This window comes from Peptacetobacter hiranonis (genome assembly GCF_008151785.1).
Classification (GTDB): Bacteria; Bacillota; Clostridia; order Peptostreptococcales; family Peptostreptococcaceae; genus Peptacetobacter; species Peptacetobacter hiranonis.
On sequence record NZ_CP036523.1, the window covers coordinates 695,599 to 716,505 of the forward strand.

Sequence of the window (20,907 nt, forward strand, 5' to 3'; positions counted from 1 at the left end):
AGGGGGAAATATTAATGTCAATATTAGACAGAATACTTAGCAAATCAGACGAAGCAGAAATAAGAAAAATTAACACAATAGTAGATAAGATAGATGCTCAAGAAGAAAGATTCAAAGCAATGAGCGACGATGAACTTAAAAATATGACAAACATATTTAAAGAAAGACTAGCAAACGGAGAAACACTAGACGACATATTAGTAGAAGCATTTGCTGTAGCAAGAGAAGCTTCTTGGAGAGTACTTGGAATGAGACAGTACAGAGTGCAGCTAATAGGTGGGATAGTACTTCACCAGGGAAAAATAGCTGAGATGAAAACTGGGGAAGGTAAAACACTAGTTGCCGTAGCACCAGTTTACCTGAATGGTCTAACTGGAGAAGGGGTACACGTTGTAACTGTCAACGATTACCTTGCACAGCGTGACCTTGAAGAAATGGGACAGGTATACAACTTCTTAGGACTAACAACAGGGGTAATAATAGCTGATCAGACTCACGAAGAAAGAAAAGCTCAGTACGAAGCTGACATAATATATGGAACAAACAACGAATTTGGTTTTGACTACTTAAGAGATAACATGGCTAAAAGCAACGAAGAAAAAGTACAGAAAAAACTTAAATTTGCTATAGTCGATGAGGTTGACTCTATATTAATAGACGAAGCTAGAACACCACTTATAATAGCTGGTCAGGGAGCAGAGGGAACAGAAATATACAAAGTTGCCAATGCATTCCTAAAAACAATAAAACCAGAAGACTACGACAAAGACAAAAAAGAAAACACAATAGCTTTCACAGAATCTGGTATAAAAAAAGCAGAAAAATTCTACGGAATAGAAAACATAACTCACATAGAAAACATGGAAATATTCCACGCTATAAACCAGGCTCTTAGAGCACACAAAATGATGGACTTAGACGTAGAATACGTTGTAAGAGATGGAGAAATACTAATAGTCGATGAATTTACAGGAAGGGTAATGCAGGGAAGAAGATTCACAGATGGACTTCACGAAGCTGTTGAAGCTAAAGAAGGCGTTGAAATAAAAGGTGAATCAAGAACAATGGCTACTGTAACATTCCAGAACTTCTTCAGACTATATGAAAAATTATCAGGAATGACAGGTACTGCTAAAACAGAAGAACAGGAATTTGAATCAATATACCACATGAACGTTGTTCAGATACCTACAAACAAACCAGTACTAAGAGCAGACTTACACGATAGAATATTTAAAACAGAAAAACAGAAATACGCAGCAGTTGTTGAAGAAATAAAAGAAGCTCATATGACAGGACAGCCAATACTAGTTGGTACTGTATCTGTTGAAAAATCTGAAGAACTATCAGAACTACTTAAAAAACAGGGAATACAGCACAAAGTGCTTAATGCTAAACAGGACAAAGAAGAAGCAGACATCGTATCTGAAGCTGGTAAACTAGGAGCTATAACAATAGCAACTAACATGGCTGGTAGAGGTACAGACATAAAACTTGGTGCCGGAGATAAAGAAGAAGCTCAGAAAGTAAGAGAAGCAGGTGGACTTTACGTAATCGGTACAGAAAGACACGAATCAAGACGTATAGATAACCAGCTTAGAGGACGTTCTGGACGTCAGGGAGATCCTGGTAAATCAAGATTCTTCGTCAGTGTAGAAGACGAAATAATAAAACTATACGGTGGTAAGACTATAGAAAAACTTTCTAAAAAAATAACTCCAGACGAACATGGTGGTATGGAAAGTAAACAGCTTACAAAAACTGTAGAAAAAGCACAGAAAACAATAGAAGGTAAAAACTTCCAGACAAGAAAACAGGTACTTGAATACGACGACGTTATCAACGAACAGAGAAAAGTTGTATATGCAGAAAGAGATAAAGTACTTGATAATGCAGACATATCTGAAGAAATACAGAATATGATAAAAGAAAGAATAATGTTTGCTACAGAAACATACCTAAGAGGTAAAAATAGAGATTTCGTAAGATATGTTGCTCACTTATACAACGAATTCGTACCATATAACACACTTATCATACCTGGCTGGGCTGAGCTATCTCCAGAAGCTATAGCTAACCAGACTTATGCAATAGTGGAAAACATCTACAATCTTAAAAAGATGTTAATAGGTGAAGACGCTGTTAAAGCAGAAGAAAGAGAAACACTTCTAACTGTTGTCGACAACTATTGGACATACCACATAGATTTAATGGATCAGATGAGACAGGGTATAGGACTTCAGGCTTCTGCACAGAAGGACCCAGTTAAAGAATATACTGTTGAAGCTGGTAGAATGTACGACGAAATGAATATGAATATCAGAAGAGATACTTTAAAATATCTATTTGGTTTTGCTAGAGAAGCTCTAGGTCAGAAAGAGATAGATATGGATAATATCCAGACTGTTAGTGCTGAGGAATATACTCAGGTGGTTGAGCCTGATGAAGCTCAGGTGGAGGCACTTGCTGAGTATCTAAATTCACTAAGTGATGAAGAATATGCTAAAGTACTTGAGGAATTAGGTATAGATGCAGAACAAGATGAATCTGGAGAATGGAAAATTAAAGAATAAATATCATTGGGCTATCGCAAATATTTGCGGTAGTCCTTTTTTATTTCCACAGCTGTTGCTCTCCAGGCTTCAGCGCCTCACACTTTTATGTAACACATTTATAAGTTGTGAGGCGCTTGCATTTGTGCCTTTTTATATGTTGCATAAATATTCATATTTACTATACTAATATATACAAAAAAACTATATGTGTTTACACGAAAATAAAAGAGTGCTATATTAAATATAGGGACATTTTCCTAAAAATACAAAACGGGGGTTATTTGTTATGAACTTTAGAAAGAAAGCAAGCGCATTAGCATTATGTGCAGTATTATTAGGTACTACAGTAGCACCAGTATCTGCAGCAACTCATGAAAAGCTAGTAGGGAAAGACAGATATGAAACGGCAGCTATGATAGCAGATAAAATGGGAGATTATGAAACTGCTATATTAGTAAACTCAGATAAGAGTTTATCAGATGGATTATCAGCATCATCACTATCAGGTAAAGAAAATGCTCCAATACTATTAGCTAAACAGAACAAACTACCTGAAGCAACAGCTAAAAGATTAGAACAGGTTAAGAAAGTTTATATAATAGGTGGAGAAAAAGCTATAGGTAAAGAAGTAGAATCTAAACTAGCTGGCAAAGAAATAGTCAGAATAGAGGGAAAAGACAGAATAGATACTTCTAAAAGAGTGGCAGAATTATTAGGAGATTATAAAAAAGCATTTGTTGTTAATGGAATAAAAGGTGAAGCAGATGCAATGTCAGTTGCAGCAGTAGCAGCTAGAGAAAAAGCTCCAATAATATTAACTAATGGCAAAACAATAAGTGATGTTAAGAAGGATGCATACCACTATGTAATAGGTGGACCAGAAATAATATCATATGAAATAGATATTTATTTAGACGAACATCTAGATAAAGTAAATGGTGAAGCAATATTTGATACTATAGGTGCAGAAAATAGATATGGTACAAATGATATGATTCTTAGAAAATTCTACCCAAGAACATCTAAACTATACTTCACAGAAGGAACTAAACTAGTAGACGCATTAACAGTAGCTCCACTAGCTAAAAACAATGGTGTAGTATTCGTATCTGAAAAATCAGATAAAGAATTTTTAAAAGATAGATCTACATTAGTACAGGTTGGAGGAGTAAAAGACTCTATAATAAAAGAAATATTCAAAGGTGAAACAACAGAGGATAAAAGCTCACTAAGAATAGAACATGATGGGGTAGCTATACCAGTAGGGGAAATGATAGGACCTGCTACATTTGACGCAGTTGCAACAGATATAGACGGAACAGACATAAGCCATAAAGTACAGATGGTTGGAGTAAATCCTAAAGTTCCTGGAGATTACAACGGAAAATTAGTAGTTGAACTAAGTAATGGTAAAAAATTAGAAAAAAATATATTTGTTGAAGTATTTGCAACAGAGGAATAAATATAAAATAGAGATAAAATTTAAATATAGATTGTAATAAAAATTAATATAAATAATATTACAAAAAACAAAAATATGGAGGTAGTTATTATGAACTTTAAAAAGAAAGCAAGCGCATTAGCACTATGTGCAGTATTATTAGGAACTTCTATAGCTCCAGTATCTGCAGCAACTCATGAAAAAATAGCAGGTGCAAACAGATACGAAACAGCAGCTATGATAGCAGACAAAATGGGAGATTATGAAACTGCTATACTAGTAAACTCAGACAAAAGCTTAGCAGACGGACTATCTGCATCATCACTAGCTGGTAAAGAAAATGCTCCAATACTACTAACAAGCAAAGACAACCTACCAGCAGCTACTGAAAAAAGACTAGAAAAAGTTAAAAAAGTCTACATAATAGGTGGTAAAAAAGCTATAAGTGAAAAAGTAGAAGCTAAACTAGCTGGCAAAGAAATAATAAGAGTAGAAGGTAAAGACAGAATAGCAACTTCTGTAGAAGTAGCAAAATTAGTAAAAGGTGCTGGAACAGCAGGATTCGTAGTAAATGGATTCACTGGTGAAGCAGATGCAATGTCAGTAGCAGCAGTAGCAGCTAGAGATAAAGCTCCTATAATACTAACTGATGGTAAAACAATGCCAATAGATCCAGATGTATATCTATACGTAATAGGTGGAGAAAAAGCAGTATCTGCAGACTTAGAACTAGAAGTTGACGGAGAAAGAATAGCTGGAGAAAACAGATACGAAACAAATGCAGAAGTAATAAAATACTTCTACAAAAAATCTGGAACAATGTACTTCACTAAAGGTGATGGACTAGTAGACGCATTAACAGCTTCTTCACTAGCTAAAAACGACGGTATAGCATTTGTATCTAAAAACTCTGACAAAGCTGTATTAAGAAATAGAGGATCACTAATACAGGTTGGAGGAATGAAACAGGACGTACTTGATTCTGTACTTGCAGGAGAAAACCTAGAAGACAAAGGATACATAAGAGCAGAAAGACCTGACTTAATGAGATTAAAAGGATCTAACATAACTTATGAAGACTTCTATGCACATGCAGGAGATGTAGACGGAAAAGACATAAGTGACAAAATCCAGATAGTTGGAGAATATGACGCAAACAAAATGGGTACTTATAATGTAACTCTTGTTGTAAAACTAAGCAACGGAAAAGAATTAAAACAGCCTGTTGTATTAAATATATATGAATAAAAGAAACAAATAAAATGAAATAACATAAAATAAACTTAGCACCTATATACTATTTGTATATAGGTGCTATTTTTTAATCATTATAGAAAATACTATCTATATAGTCGTTAAAAGTATCAATAATAGAATCTAGACAATAAAGCAAAGAATCAAACTTAGAATGAGAACAAAAATTACCTTTTGACAATAGCTCATGCTCATCATCAAAAACTGAGCTATTTAAATAATCAAGTAAATCAATACTCATTATAAGTCGTGCATCGTACTCTTCGTCTTCATAAAAGTCATTAGAAGCATAATTAGGATCTAGTGCACATCTTTCTTCACGTGATTTTCTCCTATCCTCAAGCACATCAAAATCATTTTCTAAAGCATATTTTATATTATTAATTTCTCTTCTTGTAGATTCATCTAAATTTATATAATCATATTGTAAACTTAATACAGGACTAAAGTTTTCAAGATGAAAATTTACACCATTTAAAGTATCTTTCAAAGAAAAAAATTTATTTCTAACAAGCATTAACCTAACTTTGTTACGTACTGAATTTGAAAAAGATGAATAAGCTATACAATTATTATTATCATACATGTACCTATTTAACTTATTAGAAAGATAATTGGGTATATAGAATTTTTTCTGTAAATAAGCCCTCTATGGCTTAAACTACCGTTAGGTAGTATAATAGACTTAAAATAATTTATGAATAAATGGCTAACGCCCTTTAAAACATAATATTATTTATTTTGTTGCAAGTCAAGAAAACCAGCTAAAAAAGCCGGCTTTCTTGACTTTTTTAATTATTACAATCTATCTTCATACATTATTGAAAGTTCTCCATAAATATATCCCCAGTTTCTAATAGGCATACTCCATTTTTTGCTTATTTTTTCAACTGATAGATATAGTGATTTTTCTAAGGAAATCTTGTTTGGAAAAACAGTTCTTTTTTTATTTATTTTTCTAAGCTGCGAATTTACACTTTCAATGGCATTTGTAGTATAAATTACCTTTCTAGTTTCTGGTGAAAATTTAAATATCGGTATAATTGAATCCCAGTTACTAAACCAAGATTTCATAGAATTTGGATATTTTTCATTCCATTTTTCTGAAGTACGTTCTAAATTAGCTAGAGCCTGTTCTTCATTAATGGCATGATATATTGTTTTTAAATCATTAGCAAATTCCTTTCTATCTTTGTATGATACATATTTTAATGTATTTCTAACTTGATGAACAATACATCTTTGATATTCAGTATTTGGAAAAGCGGAGCTTATCGCTTCTTTTATTCCTGATAGTCCATCAGCACAAACGATTAAAATATCTCTTACACCTCTATTTTTTAATTCATTTAGCACAGAAAACCAATACTTAGAGCTTTCAGTATCTCCAATATACAATCCTAGAATTTCTTTGTATCCTTCGGAACTTATACCAAGAATTACATAGACAGCTTTTTTCTTAACAGAACCATTTTCTTTAACAGAGAAATGTATAGCATCTATATATACAACAGGATACACACTTTCAAGAGGTCTATATTTCCATTCTTCGATTTTAGGTATTATTTTATCAGTTACATCTGAAATCATTCCTTCAGATAGTTCAAATCCATAAATATCCTCTATTTGAGAAGTTATATCTCTATTACTCATGCCTAAAGCATACATATTTATTATTTTTTGCTCTATTTCAGAAATATCCTTTTGTCTTTTTTTGACAATTTGAGGTTCAAAAGAGGAATCTCTATCTTGAGGAACATCAATTTCGTATTCTCCCATTCCAGATCTAACTCTTTTTGTTTTATATCCATTTCTTGAATTGGTATTTTCACCACGTTCATATTTTTCATACCCAAGATGCTCATTCATTTCAGATTCAAGCATCTCTTGAATAGTATCACCTAAAAGATCTTTAAGTGCATCCTGAATGTCTTGAGCGGTTTTAATTTCATATGTTTTAATTAGCTCCGCTATTATGTTTTTCTTTTCTGGATTTAATGGTTCTCTTTTCTTTCTGCCCATAAAAAATCGCCTCCTATGATTAATTTGATATTACCATAGAAGGCGATTAAATTTACAGACTTTTTTTCATATACTCAGATAATTACTATATTTATCTATATACTCATCACATTCTTTGTTTAAAGTATAATAAAAATCTTTAAATTTCTCTCCATATGATTTTAATTTCTCTCTTAAATACTTAGGTAAAAAGTAGTTTCTCTCGTCATTTAAAAAATCTAAAGGTTCATTTAGTAGTTGTATTTCTTTAAGTAAATAAATATCATTTGAAAGATTAATTTTATTACGCAAAGAAATCAACTTATTTCTAGTATCCCTTAAACAAAGAACACAAGGTATAACTACATTAGTAGCACTCTCAGACCTTTTATTCATTTTCATCTTCTTAGATTCAATATGTAGTGTAGAAAAGTATGTTATCAATCCACCAATGATAACAGATATAATAGTCCAAATCTGGGTTGAATTTTTTGAAAAGAATAATTCAATTGAATTCATCTTGATTCCTCCTTATAAAATATTTACAAAATTATAATAACATAATATTATGTATAATTTCGATGAATTACTAATTATATAGTTACTTATATGAGTTTAGTTTGTAATAAATATGTAAATGAAGGATTATAAAGGCTTTATAGAGCTCATAATAAGTGCGTATTAATGTAAAAGGGTGATAAATTAACTTGCTTTGTAATAAAAATAAAATAATACTGCAAACACAATCTAAAAATATGAATAGCTACAAACAAGTAAAATAGCCGTTAGGCTAAAACAAATACCAAAACTATATGAACTATGAGTAAATATAGTGAGAAGTTTTAGAAAATCGTAAAAAATAGAATAAAAATGGAGTAGAGTTACAAAAAAGTTACAGAGAGGTTACAAAAAATAGAATAAAAGTTACAAAATAGTGACAAATATTTAAAATTCAGATAAAATAATACAACTTTTGCCGAAAAATAAACCTAAGGCGTGAGCCTTAGGTTCTTTTCATCGCTGGGCGATGAAAAGTTTACCTTCTGTGACTGAGGGGGAATGAGCAAAATCAACGGAAAAAAAGTACAAAAAAGAAACGGCGGCGCAAAAAAAGAACGGAAAGGAGAAAAAATAAAAAGAAGAAAAAAACGAAAAAAATTTTTACTTTTGGGCTGCGCTTACGAATTGATCAGGGGGAGAGGGGAAAAAATTTGGGAAAAAGGGTTTACATAAAGAAATTAATCGAGTATAATACTAAATACTACAAAGGACATGCGAGAAAAAATAAAAAGTCAATACATAAAAAGTTAAAAAAATGTAACTTTTGTTTTTTAAAACTATTGCATGAGCTTGGAAAATGTAGTACAATAAAAATGTGGAAAAATAATTGCGAAAAAAGAGCAAGAGAATAGAGAAAAAAAGAGAAGAAAAGAATAAAAAAGGAAAACGAAGGAAAAGGAAAGAATAAGAAAGAGTAAGTGAAAGAAAAGCCATAAGATAACAGAAGAAAAGAGAGAAAAGAAAGCAAATAAAAGCAAGAGCTCTCGTTAAGAAATCACTGCCCTTAAAAGAAATCTTATATATTTTAGACCATAGTTTTCTAATTTTTTATTTGAAGAAATGAAATAAGTAAAGAGTGTAAAAAAAGAAAACGGAGGTAATATAATGAATAAAAAAAGATTGTCAGTAGTAATGGCAGGAGCAATGCTAGCAACTTCAGTAGCTCCAGTATTAGCAGCTGAAACAACAGGAACAGAAATAGCTTTCGAAAATAAAGCTACATTAAAAGCAGATATATTAGCTAAAATGGCAACTAAAAAAATATCTAACTATCCTATATTTGCTCAGGGACATGCAACTACAGGAAATGACTTTGTAGGAAAAAATATAGCTGCAGAAATAAACGGTAATGCAAACACTTTCTCATCAGCATACGGTGTAAAAGTAACTGGAAAAGATGGAAAAGTTAAAGTTAAAACAACATACAGAGCATCAGAAGTTGAAACTGCAATAGATGCATTAAAAGCTGGAGAAAAAGTTGAAGTATTCGAAAGAGAAACAGCAGAATTCAAAGGTCAGTTATTACCAGTTAAAGAGGATAAATTACCATCAGTTAACTCATTAACTTCTAAATATGCAGATGCTGTAGATTTAAAAGATGCACAGACATTTGCAGACGGTTCTAAAAAAGATATATTAGCAACTGATAAACTAAATGGTAAAGATAATAAATTAGTAACTGATGCAACTTATTTAAATAAAGTTGTAACAGTTAAAACAAATAAAGTTGAAGATGTAGAAACAGATAAAAAACATGAATTCACTTTAAAAGATGGTTCTGTAAAAATAGATGGTAGACTTCCATTAGATGAAAAAGGTAACTTATTAGATGTTACAAATCTTGAAGATGCAAATAAATTCAAAGAATTTGCACCTTTAACTTCTTGGATAGCTGCTGATGAGGATCCAGAAAAAAGAGTAGAAACTTTAGTAGATACATATACATTAGGTGAAGAACCAGCTGATGAAACAAAAGAAACATTAAAAATTGCAGATTTATTTGATGGAATAGCTTTAACAGCAAGAGGAACTGAAATAGTTGCAGACTTAAATAACGCAAGAAAAGCTGCTAAAGCAGAAGGTTTAACAGATGCAGAAGCTTTAGTTAGAATAGATACTGTAAAAGAAAATACAACTTCAGGGGTATCAACATTTACAATATCATACTTCAAAAAATCAACTGATAAAAAAGCTGAAAAAGTTATAACAGTTGTATCTACTGATAAAGAAGAATTAAACGGTTTATATAAACTAATAAATACAGGAAAATTTAATGTTGGTGTAGTAGCTGGACAGAATAGATACGAAACTTCAGTAAATGTTGCAAAACAGATAGGATTAACAGAATTAAATAAAACTTCAGCTAATAACATAGTATTAGTAAATGGAGAATCATTAGTAGATGGATTAGCTGCAGCTCCTTTAGCAGCTGAATTAGGAAGCTACCAGAATGGTGTTGTAGGAACAAAATTAGCTGCTCCATTATTATTAACAGAAGCTGGAAAATTACCATCAGCAACAAAAGAATACTTAACAGGATTAGTTGCAAACTTTACTTCAATAGAGAAAAAAGCAGTTAAAGTACATTTAGTAGGTGGAACAACTGTACTAAATTCTGATTTAGCAAAAGAATTAAAAGAAATGGGATTCACAGTAGTAAGACATGGTGGAGATAACAGAGAAGAAACTTCAGTAGCAGTAGCAGAAGCTATGTCTGCTAAAACAAAAGCATTTGTAGTAGGAGCAAATGGTGAAGCAGATGCAATGTCAATATCAGCAGTAGCAGCTAGAACTAATGCTATAACACCAATAATAGTAGCAAAAGCTGGTGGAATATCAACAGATGCATTAAACTACTTAACAGAAGTAGGAGCAAATGATGTAACAATAGTTGGTGGAGAAAAAGCATTATCTGCTGAAGAAGAAAAAGAAATAAACGGAGCATTAAATGGTGCAGTAGCAATGAGAATAGCTGGTGCTAATAGATTTGAAACAAATAATGCTATAATAAAAGAATTCTACAAAAATGCTACTATAGGTAAAGCTGTAGTATCTGTAAAAGATGGTGTTGCTAATAAAAATGAATTAGTAGATGCTTTATCAGCAGCTAACTTTGCAGCATCAATAGATGCACCAATATTATTAGCATCAACAAATGTAACAGATGCACAGAAATCTACATTATTAAAAGCTACTTCTAATCCAACTAAAGTAGTTCAGGTTGGTATGGGTGCAGAAAGAACTGTATTAGAAACAATAGCAAACTTATTAGGTGTAACTAATAAAGTTAAATAATAAGTATAAACTATATAGATTTAATCAATTTATGTGGAAATAACCTAGTGAGATATAATTATCTCACTAGGTAAAAAAACTACAAAAAACGGAGGAAATAAAAGAATGAATAAGAAAAACTTATCAGTTGTATTAGCTGGAGCAATGTTAGCAACTAGCGTAGCACCAGTATTAGCAGCTACAGAAAAAGAATATTCACTTGATAATAGAGAACTATTAAATAAAGAAATAGTAAGCACAATGAAAACAAAAATGCTTACAAGCAACCCAACTTTAAAAGATGCAACATTTGTAACAGAAAATGTAAAAAAATTATTAGTTAACGATGCATCAGCTTACGGAATAAGATTATTAGATGAAAAAGGAAATAAAGTTGAAGGTGCAGAAACTTATATAGCTACTGAAGCTGCTGTTAAATCTGTTTTAGATCAGGCTAAAGAAGGATATACAGTAGAATTAGTAGAAAGAAAAACAAATGAATTCTATGGAGAACTTATACCTGGGGAAAAAATAGAAAAAGGTACAGAAGTAATAAACTACGATAATAAAAAAGATTTCGAAGATATAACAAGTAATAGTGAAATATATAAACAGATAGTTGTTGGAACATTAGGTAATACGGAAGGTACTAATAACGTATTATTAGCTTCTACAGGTACATTATCTACAGAAGGAACTGGAGATGAAAAAGTTCTTTTAGTAAAAACAAATAAACCTGAAGATTTATCAAAACCAGGAGATGGAGATGCAAAAGTTGTAATAAAATTAGCTGGTGGAAGCCAGAAAATAGATGGTAGATTACCATTAACAGCTGATGGAAAACTTTTAGACTACACTAAAAAATCTGATATAGCTAAATTTGATCATTTCGATACATTAACAACTTGGACAGCATCTAAAGAAATAAAAGATGAACCAACAGTTACTGCAACATACAAAATGACAGCTGAAGCTAAAGAAGAAAATACTATTAAAGCTGAAGAATTATACGATGGTGTAGTATTAACAGCAAAAGGAACAGAATTAGCAGCTGAATTAGCAAATGCAGCTAAAGAAACTGGTGAAGAAGTGGCAACTGCGACAAAAGCATTAGTTAGAATATCAAATAAAGATGGAATAGGTGCTGATAAAGCTGTATCTAAATTCACAGTTACATACTACAAAAATGCTACTACAGCATACAAAACTATAACAATATACTCTTCTAACTACAAAGAAGTAGATGCTTTATATGGAATGTTAACTAATACTGGTTCTTATAAAGTAGGTATAGTAGGTGGAGAAAATAGATACGAAACAGCTGTAAATGTAGCTAAAGCACAGGGAATAGTAGCTTTTGAAGATGCTAATGCAGGAGATATCGTATTAGTAAACGGAGATTCATTAGTGGATGGATTATCAGCAGCTCCTTTAGCCGCAAGAAAATCAGCTCCAGTATTATTAACAAAAGCAGATTCTCTACCAGAGTCTACTAAAGGATATATATCAAGCTTACTTTCTAAAAAAACAACAATAGCAAATAAAAAGAAAATAACTGTAACACTAGTAGGTGGAAAATCAGTATTAACTAATTCATTAATAAAAGAATTAGAAGAAATGGGAGTAACAGTTAAAAGATTAGGTGGAGATAATAGAGAAGCAACTTCATTAGCAGTAGCAAAAGAAATAAAAGCTGCTGGAAATGAAAATGCAGCATTCGTAGTAGGTGGAAACGGTGAAGCTGATGCTATGGCAATATCAGCAGTAGCAGCTAAAACTAATACTCCAATAATAGTATCAAGTGTACATGGTTTAAGTGAAGATGCTCTTGAATACTTAAAAGAAAATTCAGCAAAAGGCGATGTAACAGTAGTTGGTGGAGAATCAGTAGTATCTAAATCTGAAGAAGAAGCTATAAACGAATCATTAACTTTAAACAAAGCATCAAGAATAGCTGGAGCAAACAGATTCGAAACAAATGCAGCTATAATAAAAGAATTCTACAAAGAATTCTCTGGAGATAATGGTGCAAAAGCAGTTATAGTTGTTAAAGATGGTGTTGCTAAAAAATCTGAATTAGTAGATGCATTAGCAGCAGCTAATTTCGCAGCAGCTAATAATGCTCCAATAGTATTAGCTACTAATTCATTAAATACAGCTCAGAAAAATGCATTATTAAATATGGATATAGTTGGTAGTGGAACTACTAAAGTTATGGCTAAAGCAGTTCAGGTTGGTAACGGTGTTGAAAGATCTGTTCTAGAAGCAGTAGCTGGATTATTTGGATTATCAAACAAATAATTTGTAAAACAAATTAATATATTAAGAACCTATCAAATGATAGGTTCTTTTTCTTTTTAGGCGTAGCCTTTGAGATAATTATAACTGAATATTTAAAATCAAAAATAGACTTGCTTTTGTAAGTCTATTTTTGTCTATAATTTCAACAAAAAAACATACGTTCTGTCAGGGCGATAAAATAATTTCAAAAAGATTATGATTTAGAATAAAAATTTTATAGCCTAATATAAAATCTACAGTAAAAGATTTCTTTAATAGCTAATTATCAATATGTAAACGTAAACATCACAAGAACATTTGTTCTTTTTAGGTTATATAAACAAAAATAGACTTACAAAAGCAAGTCTATTTTTGTTTTTTATATAATTTCAACATACTAATTCTATCTATAAAAGAAAAAGAGTCTATCAAAAGATAGACCCTTTAATTATTTATTAAAACAAATTTATATTAATTTTCAAGATTTTTTAAGCCTAAAAGTTTAGATACAGATTTTATTACATCTGAATTTAATCCATCTCCAACCTGTATTATATGAGTAGCACCTTTAGTTGAAACTGAGTTAGCTTTTACTAAAGCACTTTCCTGAGCTGTTGATAATTTATCTTTAGCTAATACAATTGGTCCACCTAAGTTAGCAGCTGTTAAAGCATCTACTAATTCATATTTACCATTTGTCATACCATCTTTAGCTAAGATAACTGGTCTAGAAACAGGATTAACTTTACCTACTCCAGCAGTAGCATAATATTTTTCTAATATTTTAGCATTAGTTTCAGTTCTATTAGCACCAGCTATTCTTAAAGCTTCAGCTTTAGTAGAATCTGTTTTGGCTTCATTTATTTTAGCTTCATCTTCTTTAGAAAATACAGATGTTCCACCAATTATAACTGCATCATTATCTCCCTGTTTTCCTAAGAATTTTAAAGCATCTTTAGATATTCCACCAGCTTTTGCTACTATTATAGGTTTTTTATCTCTAGCTGCAACAGCAGATATTGCCATAGCATCAGCTTCACCTTCTGCTCCTACAACAAACACTTCTTTACCTGTAGTAGCACCCTTTGTAACAACTTCAGCTACTTCTAAAGAAGTTTCTTCTCTATTATCTCCACCTAATCTATTTACTTTGAATCCCATAGTAGTTAATTCATCTTCAAGATTAGATGTTAAAACAGATTCTCCACCTACTAATGTAACTACTATATCTTTTCTTTCTTTAGAGCTTAAAGCTTCTGTTAATTTATTTAAATAATCTTTAGTTTCTTTTGGAAGTGTATCTGCTTTTGATAGTAATATTGGAGCAGCTACATTTTTAGCCGTAGCTCCATTGATTGTTGCTGCAAGAGGAGCAGCTGAAAGTCCATCTACTAAAGCATCTCCATTAACAAGAACTATATTTTTATTATCACCATCTATTTTTGCTCCCTGCTGTTTTGCAACATTAACAGCTGTAGCATATCTATTAGATCCACCAACTACACCAACTGCATATTCTTTAGTATTTAGTATATTATATAATGCTTTTATCTCTTTTTTATTAGTTGATGTTACTTTTATAGTTTTTATAGCTTTATCATCTACTCCGTTATATCCTTTTGCGTAGTATTCTACTGTAAAATGATATACTCCATTTGTATCATCTGATATATCAGATGCATTAGCTTTAGCAAATTTAACTAAATCTTTACCATTATCATTTTTTAAATCATTTAATATTTCAGTACCTTTTGATGTTAATATAGTACCATCATATAAATCAGATGCTTTTAAGTTTTCAACTGTTGGATCTTCGTCAGCAACAACATTTACAGTTTCTATTACTGAAACTGGATTAGCTTTAACCTGTGAAGCTACCCATTTCTGAGTTGTCATAAATCCATCACACTGCTGTATGCTTTCTGTTTTTGCAGGTGCTAATAAATTATCTCCTGACATAGGCATTTTTGTATTTAATTTAGCATCTCCAACTTTTATAGTTACAGTTTTATTTTTTTCATCGGCATCTAGTGCATGTAAAGTTATTGTAGCTGACTGTTTGTCAGAAGCAACTTCTATATTTTTTATGAATGTAGCATTATTTAAAGATGTTTTTAATCCTGCTTCATCTTTAAAATCAGCTTCAGTATATTTATCTTTTTCATCTGTTCCTAAAGATGTTATTTCAGAACCTGGTATTAATAATCCATGGAAAGAAGTAGTTTCGTACTCAACTATTTCTATTTTAGAACCTGCTCCCGCAGCTTTTATTGAAGAAACTATATTAGCTGGATCGTATATTGGGTCAGCTCCATTTATTTTAACACCTATTGAAGATGGCATTTTTGTAGCTACATTTGCAACATCAGTTGAAACAAATGGTGCTGCAAATACTATTGGATATCCAACTTTATCTATTTTATTTTCTTCCATTTTAGTTTTTATAGCTTCAGCATATAATGTTAAATCACTTACGCTAAGAGTTTTTTCTTCCGCAGCCATAACTGGAGCTACTGATGTAGCTAACATTGCACCAGCCATTACTACTGATAAATTTCTTTTATTCATAATTGCATTTCCTCCGTTTTTTAATCTATTCAATACAATCTCTTTTTCTCTATTCTCTTTTTATTTATGATACGGGATAAAATCCCGCATCATAAATTTTTTTCAAAATATTTATATAAATTTAGTTAGTTATATTTAATGCTTTAGATAATGATTTTATTATTGAGTCATTTAATCCTAAACCAACTTGTAGTAAATTAGTATCTGTAGCATCTACAGTAGATTTTAAGTTTAATAGTATAGTTAACTGTTCGTCAGTTAAGCTAGAATCGGCTAATACTATAGGTCCACCTAAATTAGCTGCAGATAAAGCATCTATTAGGTCAGTTTTATTATTTACTCCATTTTTAACTAATGTAAGTTTTTTACCATCTAATGTCTTAGCAAATTCTTTAAGTATTTTAGCATTAGTTTCAGTTCTATTAGCACCTGCTATTCTTCTTACTCCACTAGTTTTATCCTCTTTAGCTTCAACTATTTTATCTTCTTCAGCTTTAGTTATAGCTTTTTCTCCACCTATTATTGTAGCATTACCATCCTGATTACCTAAGAAGTCTAAAGCGTCTGCAGTTAAACCATGTACACTTGATACTATTATTGGAGTTTCTTCTTCAGCTGCAACAGCTGATATAGACATTGCATCAGCTTCTCCATTAGCACCAACTACATAAGCTCCTTTAGCTGCAAATCCAGATATAGCTTTTGCAACTTTTATAGAAGTTTCTTCTCTATCATCGCCACCATATCTTGCAACTTTGAATCCCATACCTTTTAATTCTTTAACTAAAGAATCTGATAATACGGCATCTCCACCTACTAAATTTATTGTTATTTTAGATAAGTTACTTGCTTTTACATTTTCAGTTAAGTATTCTAAGTATTCTTTAGTTTCTTTTGGTAAAGAATCTGTTTTTGTTAATAATAAAGGCGCATTATTTTTACTAGCTGCAAGAGGTGCTGCTGCTAATCCGTCAACTAATGATTCTCCGTTTGTAAGAACTACATCATATTCAGTACCGTTTGTAAACTGAGTAACACCTGATTCTTTTGCAACATTAACAGCTGTTTCATATCTATTCTGTCCAGCTACTATACCAACTTTATAGCTTTCAGCTTTTAACATATTGAATAGTGCTTTTATATTTGTTGTTTCTGATGATTTTACTACAACTTTTTTAACAAGTGTTCCTTTTTTAGATTTATACTGAACATCAAAACTAGTTATACCATTTGCAAGAGTTGTATTTGCAGAAAGAACAACTTTTTTATTAGTTTCATCATTTTTTAAGTCATTTAATAACTCTGTTCCTTTTTCAGTAAGAAGAGTTCCATCATATAAGTCAGATACATTGTAGTTAACAACTTCTTCAACTGGAGCAGATGCTACTATATCTATAGTTTCAACTTTTGTAGCGTCAGCATCTGTTGTATATCCACCAGCCCAAGTACTATCTTTTAAGAATTTAGCGCATTTCTGTAAATCATCATCATTACTAGCACCTTTATCTAATAGATTCCCTTCTGCATCTACTGGTAAGTTAAGGTCATATTTAACATCTCCAGTTTTTATATCAAGTTTTATATTAGTATTTGTATTATTTACATCTGTTAAAGCTTTTAAAACTATAGAACCTTCATTATCTTTAGTACAAGTAATTTCTTTTATAAATCTATTTCCACCTTTTAATGTAGAATCATTAAATCCATTAGCTGTTAATTCTGCTTTTGTATATACATTTTTAGTATTTTCAGCAACTGCTTCTGGAGCTTTTTTAGCAGGTATAACCTGTCCTAAGAAAGTAGTATTTTCTTTTTCTGATATTACTATTTTATCCCCAGCTTTTAAAACACCTGCTTTAATTTTAGTATCGATATTATCTGCTGTTAAAACTGTTTCATTTGTTCCACTTACTAACTTTATTTCGTATACAGAATTTAAATATGCATTTGAAGTAGAATCAGTTTTAATTTTTGCTAATTTAGTTGCTATGTCTGTTCCTAAATATTTCTGAGCACTAGCATCATTTTTAACTAATACTGAATTAGATGTAAATTCTTTTTCTTCAAATTTAGCTTTTATATATTTGTTTAATAAAGCTTCCTGTCCAACAGAATATTCTTTTGTTGTTGCAGTTGTTTCTGCAGCTAATACTGGAGCTACTGAAGTAGCTAGCATTGCTCCTGCCATTACTACTGACAATCTTTTCTTGTTCATTATATTACCTCCGTTTTTCTTTATTTACACTCTCTTTTTATATTTCTTAATTAGAGAAAAATAGTATTTCTTTAAATAAAAAATTAGAAAAACTTCAGTCATATCTTAAAAATAAGAATAGTTTTTTTGAAATCTACTTTTTCGGTAAGATTTCTTTTAAGGGCAGTGATTTCTTAACGAGAGCTCTTGCTTTTATTTGCTTTCTTTTCTCTCTTTTCTTCTGTTATCTTATGGCTTTTCTTTCACTTACTCTTTCTTATTCTTTCCTTTTCCTTCGTTTTCCTTTTTTATTCTTTTCTTCTCTTTTTTTCTCTATTCTCTTGCTCTTTTTTCGCAATTATTTTTCCACATTTTTATTGTACGGAATTTTTCCTTAGCGACGCCCCCCTAAGCCCCCCAGAAAATTATTTTTAAATCGAAAAATAAAAATAAACTATATTTTATGCTTATAAAAATCAAAAAATGATATTTTAAATATCTTTTTATTGATTATAAATATAAAAATTGATATATTATAATTAAAAGGGGGCTATGTCAATGATAATAAGAATAGAGAAAATGGAAATAAATGGGATAAAAAATATAAACCATGGTGAGTTTGAATTTGAAGAATATAAACAAATCTTAAAAGGTAATTTAGATACAGATAAATGCTCTATGTTGGGTATTTATGGACAGAATGGATCTGGAAAGACAAGTATACTTGAGTCAGTTAAAATTTTAAAGAACATACTACTTGGTCAAAATATAATGGATTATATAAAAAAGTATATAACTGAGGATACTGCAACATTAAATACAACGTTCTTTTTAAGTGATGGAGAAAATCACTATTTAGTTGACTACTTAGTTGAAATGACAGCCGAAAAAAATAACAATCAAGATACTGAACAAAAGTATAATATATTAAATATAGTAAATGAAGATTCAAAGAATAATAATTGCATATATAAAATTTCAAAAGAAGAAATGAAAATAAAGGAATTCATTTCAGATAAAGAAGGTTGGGGAAGAAAAGACCTTATTTTTAGATATAATAATGGAAAACTATTCAAAAAAGTTGCTGATTTGATTGATAAAAAAGATCTTATAGAGCTTGAATATAATAAAAGAGCTATAAATCCAGACAAATCATTACTTTTCAATGACGAGTTTTTAAGAGTTTTAAGAGAAAATAACATTGAAGAATTAGCAGTATTGTACAATATAGCTGTAACATTGCGTCAGTTTTCTTTTGAAAAGTTATTAATTATAGAGAGTAGTGTAATAGGAAGTGCAGGTCTAGATATTGGTATGTTACCATTAAATATCTACATTTCTAATGAAAATTTTAAATCATCTGGTGTATTTAATATAAATATGTCTGGAAAGAGTATCGTTCCAGAAGAATTATTTAATGTTATAGATATTTCAATAAGAAGAATTTCATTAGTGCTACAAGCTATAGTTCCTTCTATAAAGTTGGAAATGACTAATATTAAAGAAGAACTTTCTCAAAATGGAGCTAATATGAGAAGTTTTGATATAGTTAGTGTTAGGGATGGAAAAATGATTCCTCTAGTATATGAATCTGAAGGAATCAAAAGAATAATTTCTATAATGAGTGCAATAGTTGCGGTATATAATGATCCATCAATAGCTTTATTTGTAGATGAGTTCGATTCTGGAATATTTGAATATCTTTTAGGGGAATTAGTTAAGATAATTTATGAATCAGGAAAAGGACAGTTTGTATTTACATCACACAACCTAAGAGTATTAGAAATGCTACCATATAAAGCTATTTTATTAACAACAGTAAATCCAGACAATAGATTTATACAGTTTAAAAATATCAAAACTACAAATAATTTAAGAGAACAATATTTTGCAAACATTCTTTTAAATGGTCAGAGTGAGGTATTATATGAATCTACAAATAACAATAGAATAAAAGTAGCATTAAGAAAGGCAGGTAAACTTAATGACTAAGAAAAAGGATGTATTTTTATTAATTGTTGAGGGACCTAGTGATGAAACGATATTGAGTACTATCTTAGATGATATATTTGATTTGAATAAAATTTTCTATCAAGTTGATTATGGAGATATTACTACTGGAAATACAGATGCCATTAAAGGAAAGAGTATAGATGAAAGAGTTACAAATGCTATAAAATTATATATTAAGAAAAATAGATATGGTATTAAAAAGGAAGATATAAAAAAGGTAATATTTTTAACTGATATGGATGGATGTTATTTGTCTGATAAATATATATTTGAATCAGATGAAAAATTAAAGTACACGGAAGAAGGCATTTATACAAATAATGTAAATGGTATACTAGAAAGAAATAAGACTAAGAGTAAAAATTTGAATAAAATATCAACTGCATCAAGTGTATATAGGAATATTCCTATTGAGGTGTATTATTTTTCTTGTAATATAGACCATGCATTTTTCGGTATGTTAAATTTAAGTGATTCTGAGAAAGAATTGTATTCAAATGAGTTTGCTGAAGATATGTTAGATAATGTGGATCGGCAGATGAATATTTTGGATAGCCTTTCAAAACATGGATATGAGTATAAAGCTTCTTGGAATAGTATCAAGGAAGGATTAAATTCAGTAAATAGGTCATCAAATCTTTTAGTATTTTTGATAAATAATAAGGAGTATTTGAGAGAGGATATAGCTAAAAGGATAGACAGTTGTAGATGATTATCAAGTTTTTAAATATATAGATTTTATATTTAAAAAGATAGAATCTGAATTA

The 20,907-nt window shown here is 30.5% G+C and carries 14 protein-coding genes; 9 read left to right on the plus strand and 5 right to left on the minus strand.

From position 1 onward, the window contains the following. Nucleotides 1-14: 14 nt before the first annotated feature. The 3 genes from secA (at nucleotide 15) to KGNDJEFE_RS03475 (ending at nucleotide 5,244) form a co-directional block, all read left to right on the plus strand. A complete protein-coding gene (gene secA / locus KGNDJEFE_RS03465) occupies nucleotides 15-2,573 on the plus strand; it encodes a preprotein translocase subunit SecA (protein ID WP_006439830.1) in 2,559 nt (852 codons plus the stop codon). A 268-nt stretch (nucleotides 2,574-2,841) separates the two neighbouring features. Further along, on the plus strand, nucleotides 2,842-4,017 hold the full coding sequence (locus KGNDJEFE_RS03470; RefSeq protein ID WP_006439831.1) for a cell wall-binding repeat-containing protein: 1,176 nt from the start codon (nucleotides 2,842-2,844) through the stop codon (nucleotides 4,015-4,017). Between the two features lie 90 nt (nucleotides 4,018-4,107). Beyond that, the gene (locus tag KGNDJEFE_RS03475; protein ID WP_050754650.1) at nucleotides 4,108-5,244 is read left to right on the plus strand and encodes a cell wall-binding repeat-containing protein; all 1,137 of its coding nucleotides are present in this window, start codon (nucleotides 4,108-4,110) and stop codon (nucleotides 5,242-5,244) included. 73 nt (nucleotides 5,245-5,317) lie between these two features. On the opposite strand, the gene KGNDJEFE_RS03480 is transcribed toward KGNDJEFE_RS03475, so the two are convergent. The 3 genes from KGNDJEFE_RS03480 to KGNDJEFE_RS03490 all read right to left on the minus strand — a co-directional run bounded on the left by KGNDJEFE_RS03480 (nucleotide 5,318) and on the right by KGNDJEFE_RS03490 (nucleotide 7,770). Continuing rightward, complete coding sequence (locus KGNDJEFE_RS03480) at nucleotides 5,318-5,740, minus strand: hypothetical protein (protein ID WP_154915703.1); 423 nt, start codon at nucleotides 5,738-5,740, stop codon at nucleotides 5,318-5,320. A 308-nt stretch (nucleotides 5,741-6,048) separates the two neighbouring features. Beyond that, nucleotides 6,049-7,272: an IS256 family transposase gene (locus KGNDJEFE_RS03485; protein ID WP_118549489.1), complete on the minus strand. Its 1,224-nt coding sequence runs from the start codon at nucleotides 7,270-7,272 to the stop codon at nucleotides 6,049-6,051. Between the two features lie 66 nt (nucleotides 7,273-7,338). After that, nucleotides 7,339-7,770 carry a hypothetical protein gene (locus KGNDJEFE_RS03490; RefSeq protein WP_148881788.1) on the minus strand — a complete coding sequence of 144 codons (432 nt, stop codon included), beginning with the start codon at nucleotides 7,768-7,770 and terminating at the stop codon, nucleotides 7,339-7,341. A 540-nt stretch (nucleotides 7,771-8,310) separates the two neighbouring features. On the opposite strand from KGNDJEFE_RS03490, the gene KGNDJEFE_RS11695 reads away from it, so the two are divergent. From KGNDJEFE_RS11695 to KGNDJEFE_RS03510, 4 genes are all read left to right on the plus strand, one after another. Continuing rightward, nucleotides 8,311-8,484, plus strand: a complete 174-nt coding sequence (locus KGNDJEFE_RS11695; protein ID WP_006439840.1) for a hypothetical protein — start codon at nucleotides 8,311-8,313, stop codon at nucleotides 8,482-8,484. Beyond that, nucleotides 8,463-8,663, plus strand: coding sequence for a hypothetical protein (locus tag KGNDJEFE_RS03495; protein WP_148881789.1), 201 nt, complete (start codon nucleotides 8,463-8,465; stop codon nucleotides 8,661-8,663). Before KGNDJEFE_RS11695 ends, KGNDJEFE_RS03495 begins: the two co-directional genes overlap by 22 nt. 253 nt (nucleotides 8,664-8,916) lie before the next feature. Beyond that, on the plus strand, nucleotides 8,917-11,106 hold the full coding sequence (locus KGNDJEFE_RS03505; protein WP_006439855.1) for a cell wall-binding repeat-containing protein: 2,190 nt from the start codon (nucleotides 8,917-8,919) through the stop codon (nucleotides 11,104-11,106). A gap of 105 nt (nucleotides 11,107-11,211) precedes the next feature. Then, nucleotides 11,212-13,386, plus strand: coding sequence for a cell wall-binding repeat-containing protein (locus KGNDJEFE_RS03510; RefSeq protein ID WP_006439854.1), 2,175 nt, complete (start codon nucleotides 11,212-11,214; stop codon nucleotides 13,384-13,386). A 450-nt stretch (nucleotides 13,387-13,836) separates the two neighbouring features. On the opposite strand, the gene KGNDJEFE_RS03515 is transcribed toward KGNDJEFE_RS03510, so the two are convergent. After that, nucleotides 13,837-15,933, minus strand: coding sequence for a cell wall-binding repeat-containing protein (locus KGNDJEFE_RS03515; protein ID WP_006439853.1), 2,097 nt, complete (start codon nucleotides 15,931-15,933; stop codon nucleotides 13,837-13,839). A gap of 121 nt (nucleotides 15,934-16,054) precedes the next feature. Beyond that, complete coding sequence (locus KGNDJEFE_RS03520; protein WP_006439852.1) at nucleotides 16,055-18,148, minus strand: cell wall-binding repeat-containing protein; 2,094 nt, start codon at nucleotides 18,146-18,148, stop codon at nucleotides 16,055-16,057. A 537-nt stretch (nucleotides 18,149-18,685) separates the two neighbouring features. On the opposite strand from KGNDJEFE_RS03520, the gene KGNDJEFE_RS03525 reads away from it, so the two are divergent. Continuing rightward, entirely contained in the window at nucleotides 18,686-20,119 is a 1,434-nt protein-coding gene (locus KGNDJEFE_RS03525; protein ID WP_006439851.1) for an AAA family ATPase, read from the plus strand. Further along, complete coding sequence (locus KGNDJEFE_RS03530; protein ID WP_006439850.1) at nucleotides 20,112-20,852, plus strand: hypothetical protein; 741 nt, start codon at nucleotides 20,112-20,114, stop codon at nucleotides 20,850-20,852. The genes KGNDJEFE_RS03525 and KGNDJEFE_RS03530 overlap by 8 nt, the downstream gene beginning before the upstream one ends. The last annotated feature ends 55 nt before the right edge of the window (nucleotides 20,853-20,907 follow it).

Bases quoted from the DNA above. Each gene is read 5' to 3' on its own strand.
- KGNDJEFE_RS03490 (WP_148881788.1), bottom strand. From the start codon at position 7,770: ATGAATTCAATTGAATTATTCTTTTCAAAAAATTCAACCCAGATTTGG.
- KGNDJEFE_RS03470 (WP_006439831.1), top strand. From the start codon at position 2,842: ATGAACTTTAGAAAGAAAGCAAGCGCATTAGCATTATGTGCAGTATTA.
- KGNDJEFE_RS03505 (WP_006439855.1), top strand. From the start codon at position 8,917: ATGAATAAAAAAAGATTGTCAGTAGTAATGGCAGGAGCAATGCTAGCA.
- KGNDJEFE_RS03530 (WP_006439850.1), top strand. From the start codon at position 20,112: ATGACTAAGAAAAAGGATGTATTTTTATTAATTGTTGAGGGACCTAGT.
- KGNDJEFE_RS03510 (WP_006439854.1), top strand. From the start codon at position 11,212: ATGAATAAGAAAAACTTATCAGTTGTATTAGCTGGAGCAATGTTAGCA.
- KGNDJEFE_RS03525 (WP_006439851.1), top strand. From the start codon at position 18,686: ATGATAATAAGAATAGAGAAAATGGAAATAAATGGGATAAAAAATATA.
- KGNDJEFE_RS03515 (WP_006439853.1), bottom strand. From the start codon at position 15,933: ATGAATAAAAGAAATTTATCAGTAGTAATGGCTGGTGCAATGTTAGCT.
- KGNDJEFE_RS03520 (WP_006439852.1), bottom strand. From the start codon at position 18,148: ATGAACAAGAAAAGATTGTCAGTAGTAATGGCAGGAGCAATGCTAGCT.
- KGNDJEFE_RS11695 (WP_006439840.1), top strand. From the start codon at position 8,311: ATGAGCAAAATCAACGGAAAAAAAGTACAAAAAAGAAACGGCGGCGCA.
- KGNDJEFE_RS03485 (WP_118549489.1), bottom strand. From the start codon at position 7,272: ATGGGCAGAAAGAAAAGAGAACCATTAAATCCAGAAAAGAAAAACATA.
- secA (WP_006439830.1), top strand. From the start codon at position 15: ATGTCAATATTAGACAGAATACTTAGCAAATCAGACGAAGCAGAAATA.
- KGNDJEFE_RS03475 (WP_050754650.1), top strand. From the start codon at position 4,108: ATGAACTTTAAAAAGAAAGCAAGCGCATTAGCACTATGTGCAGTATTA.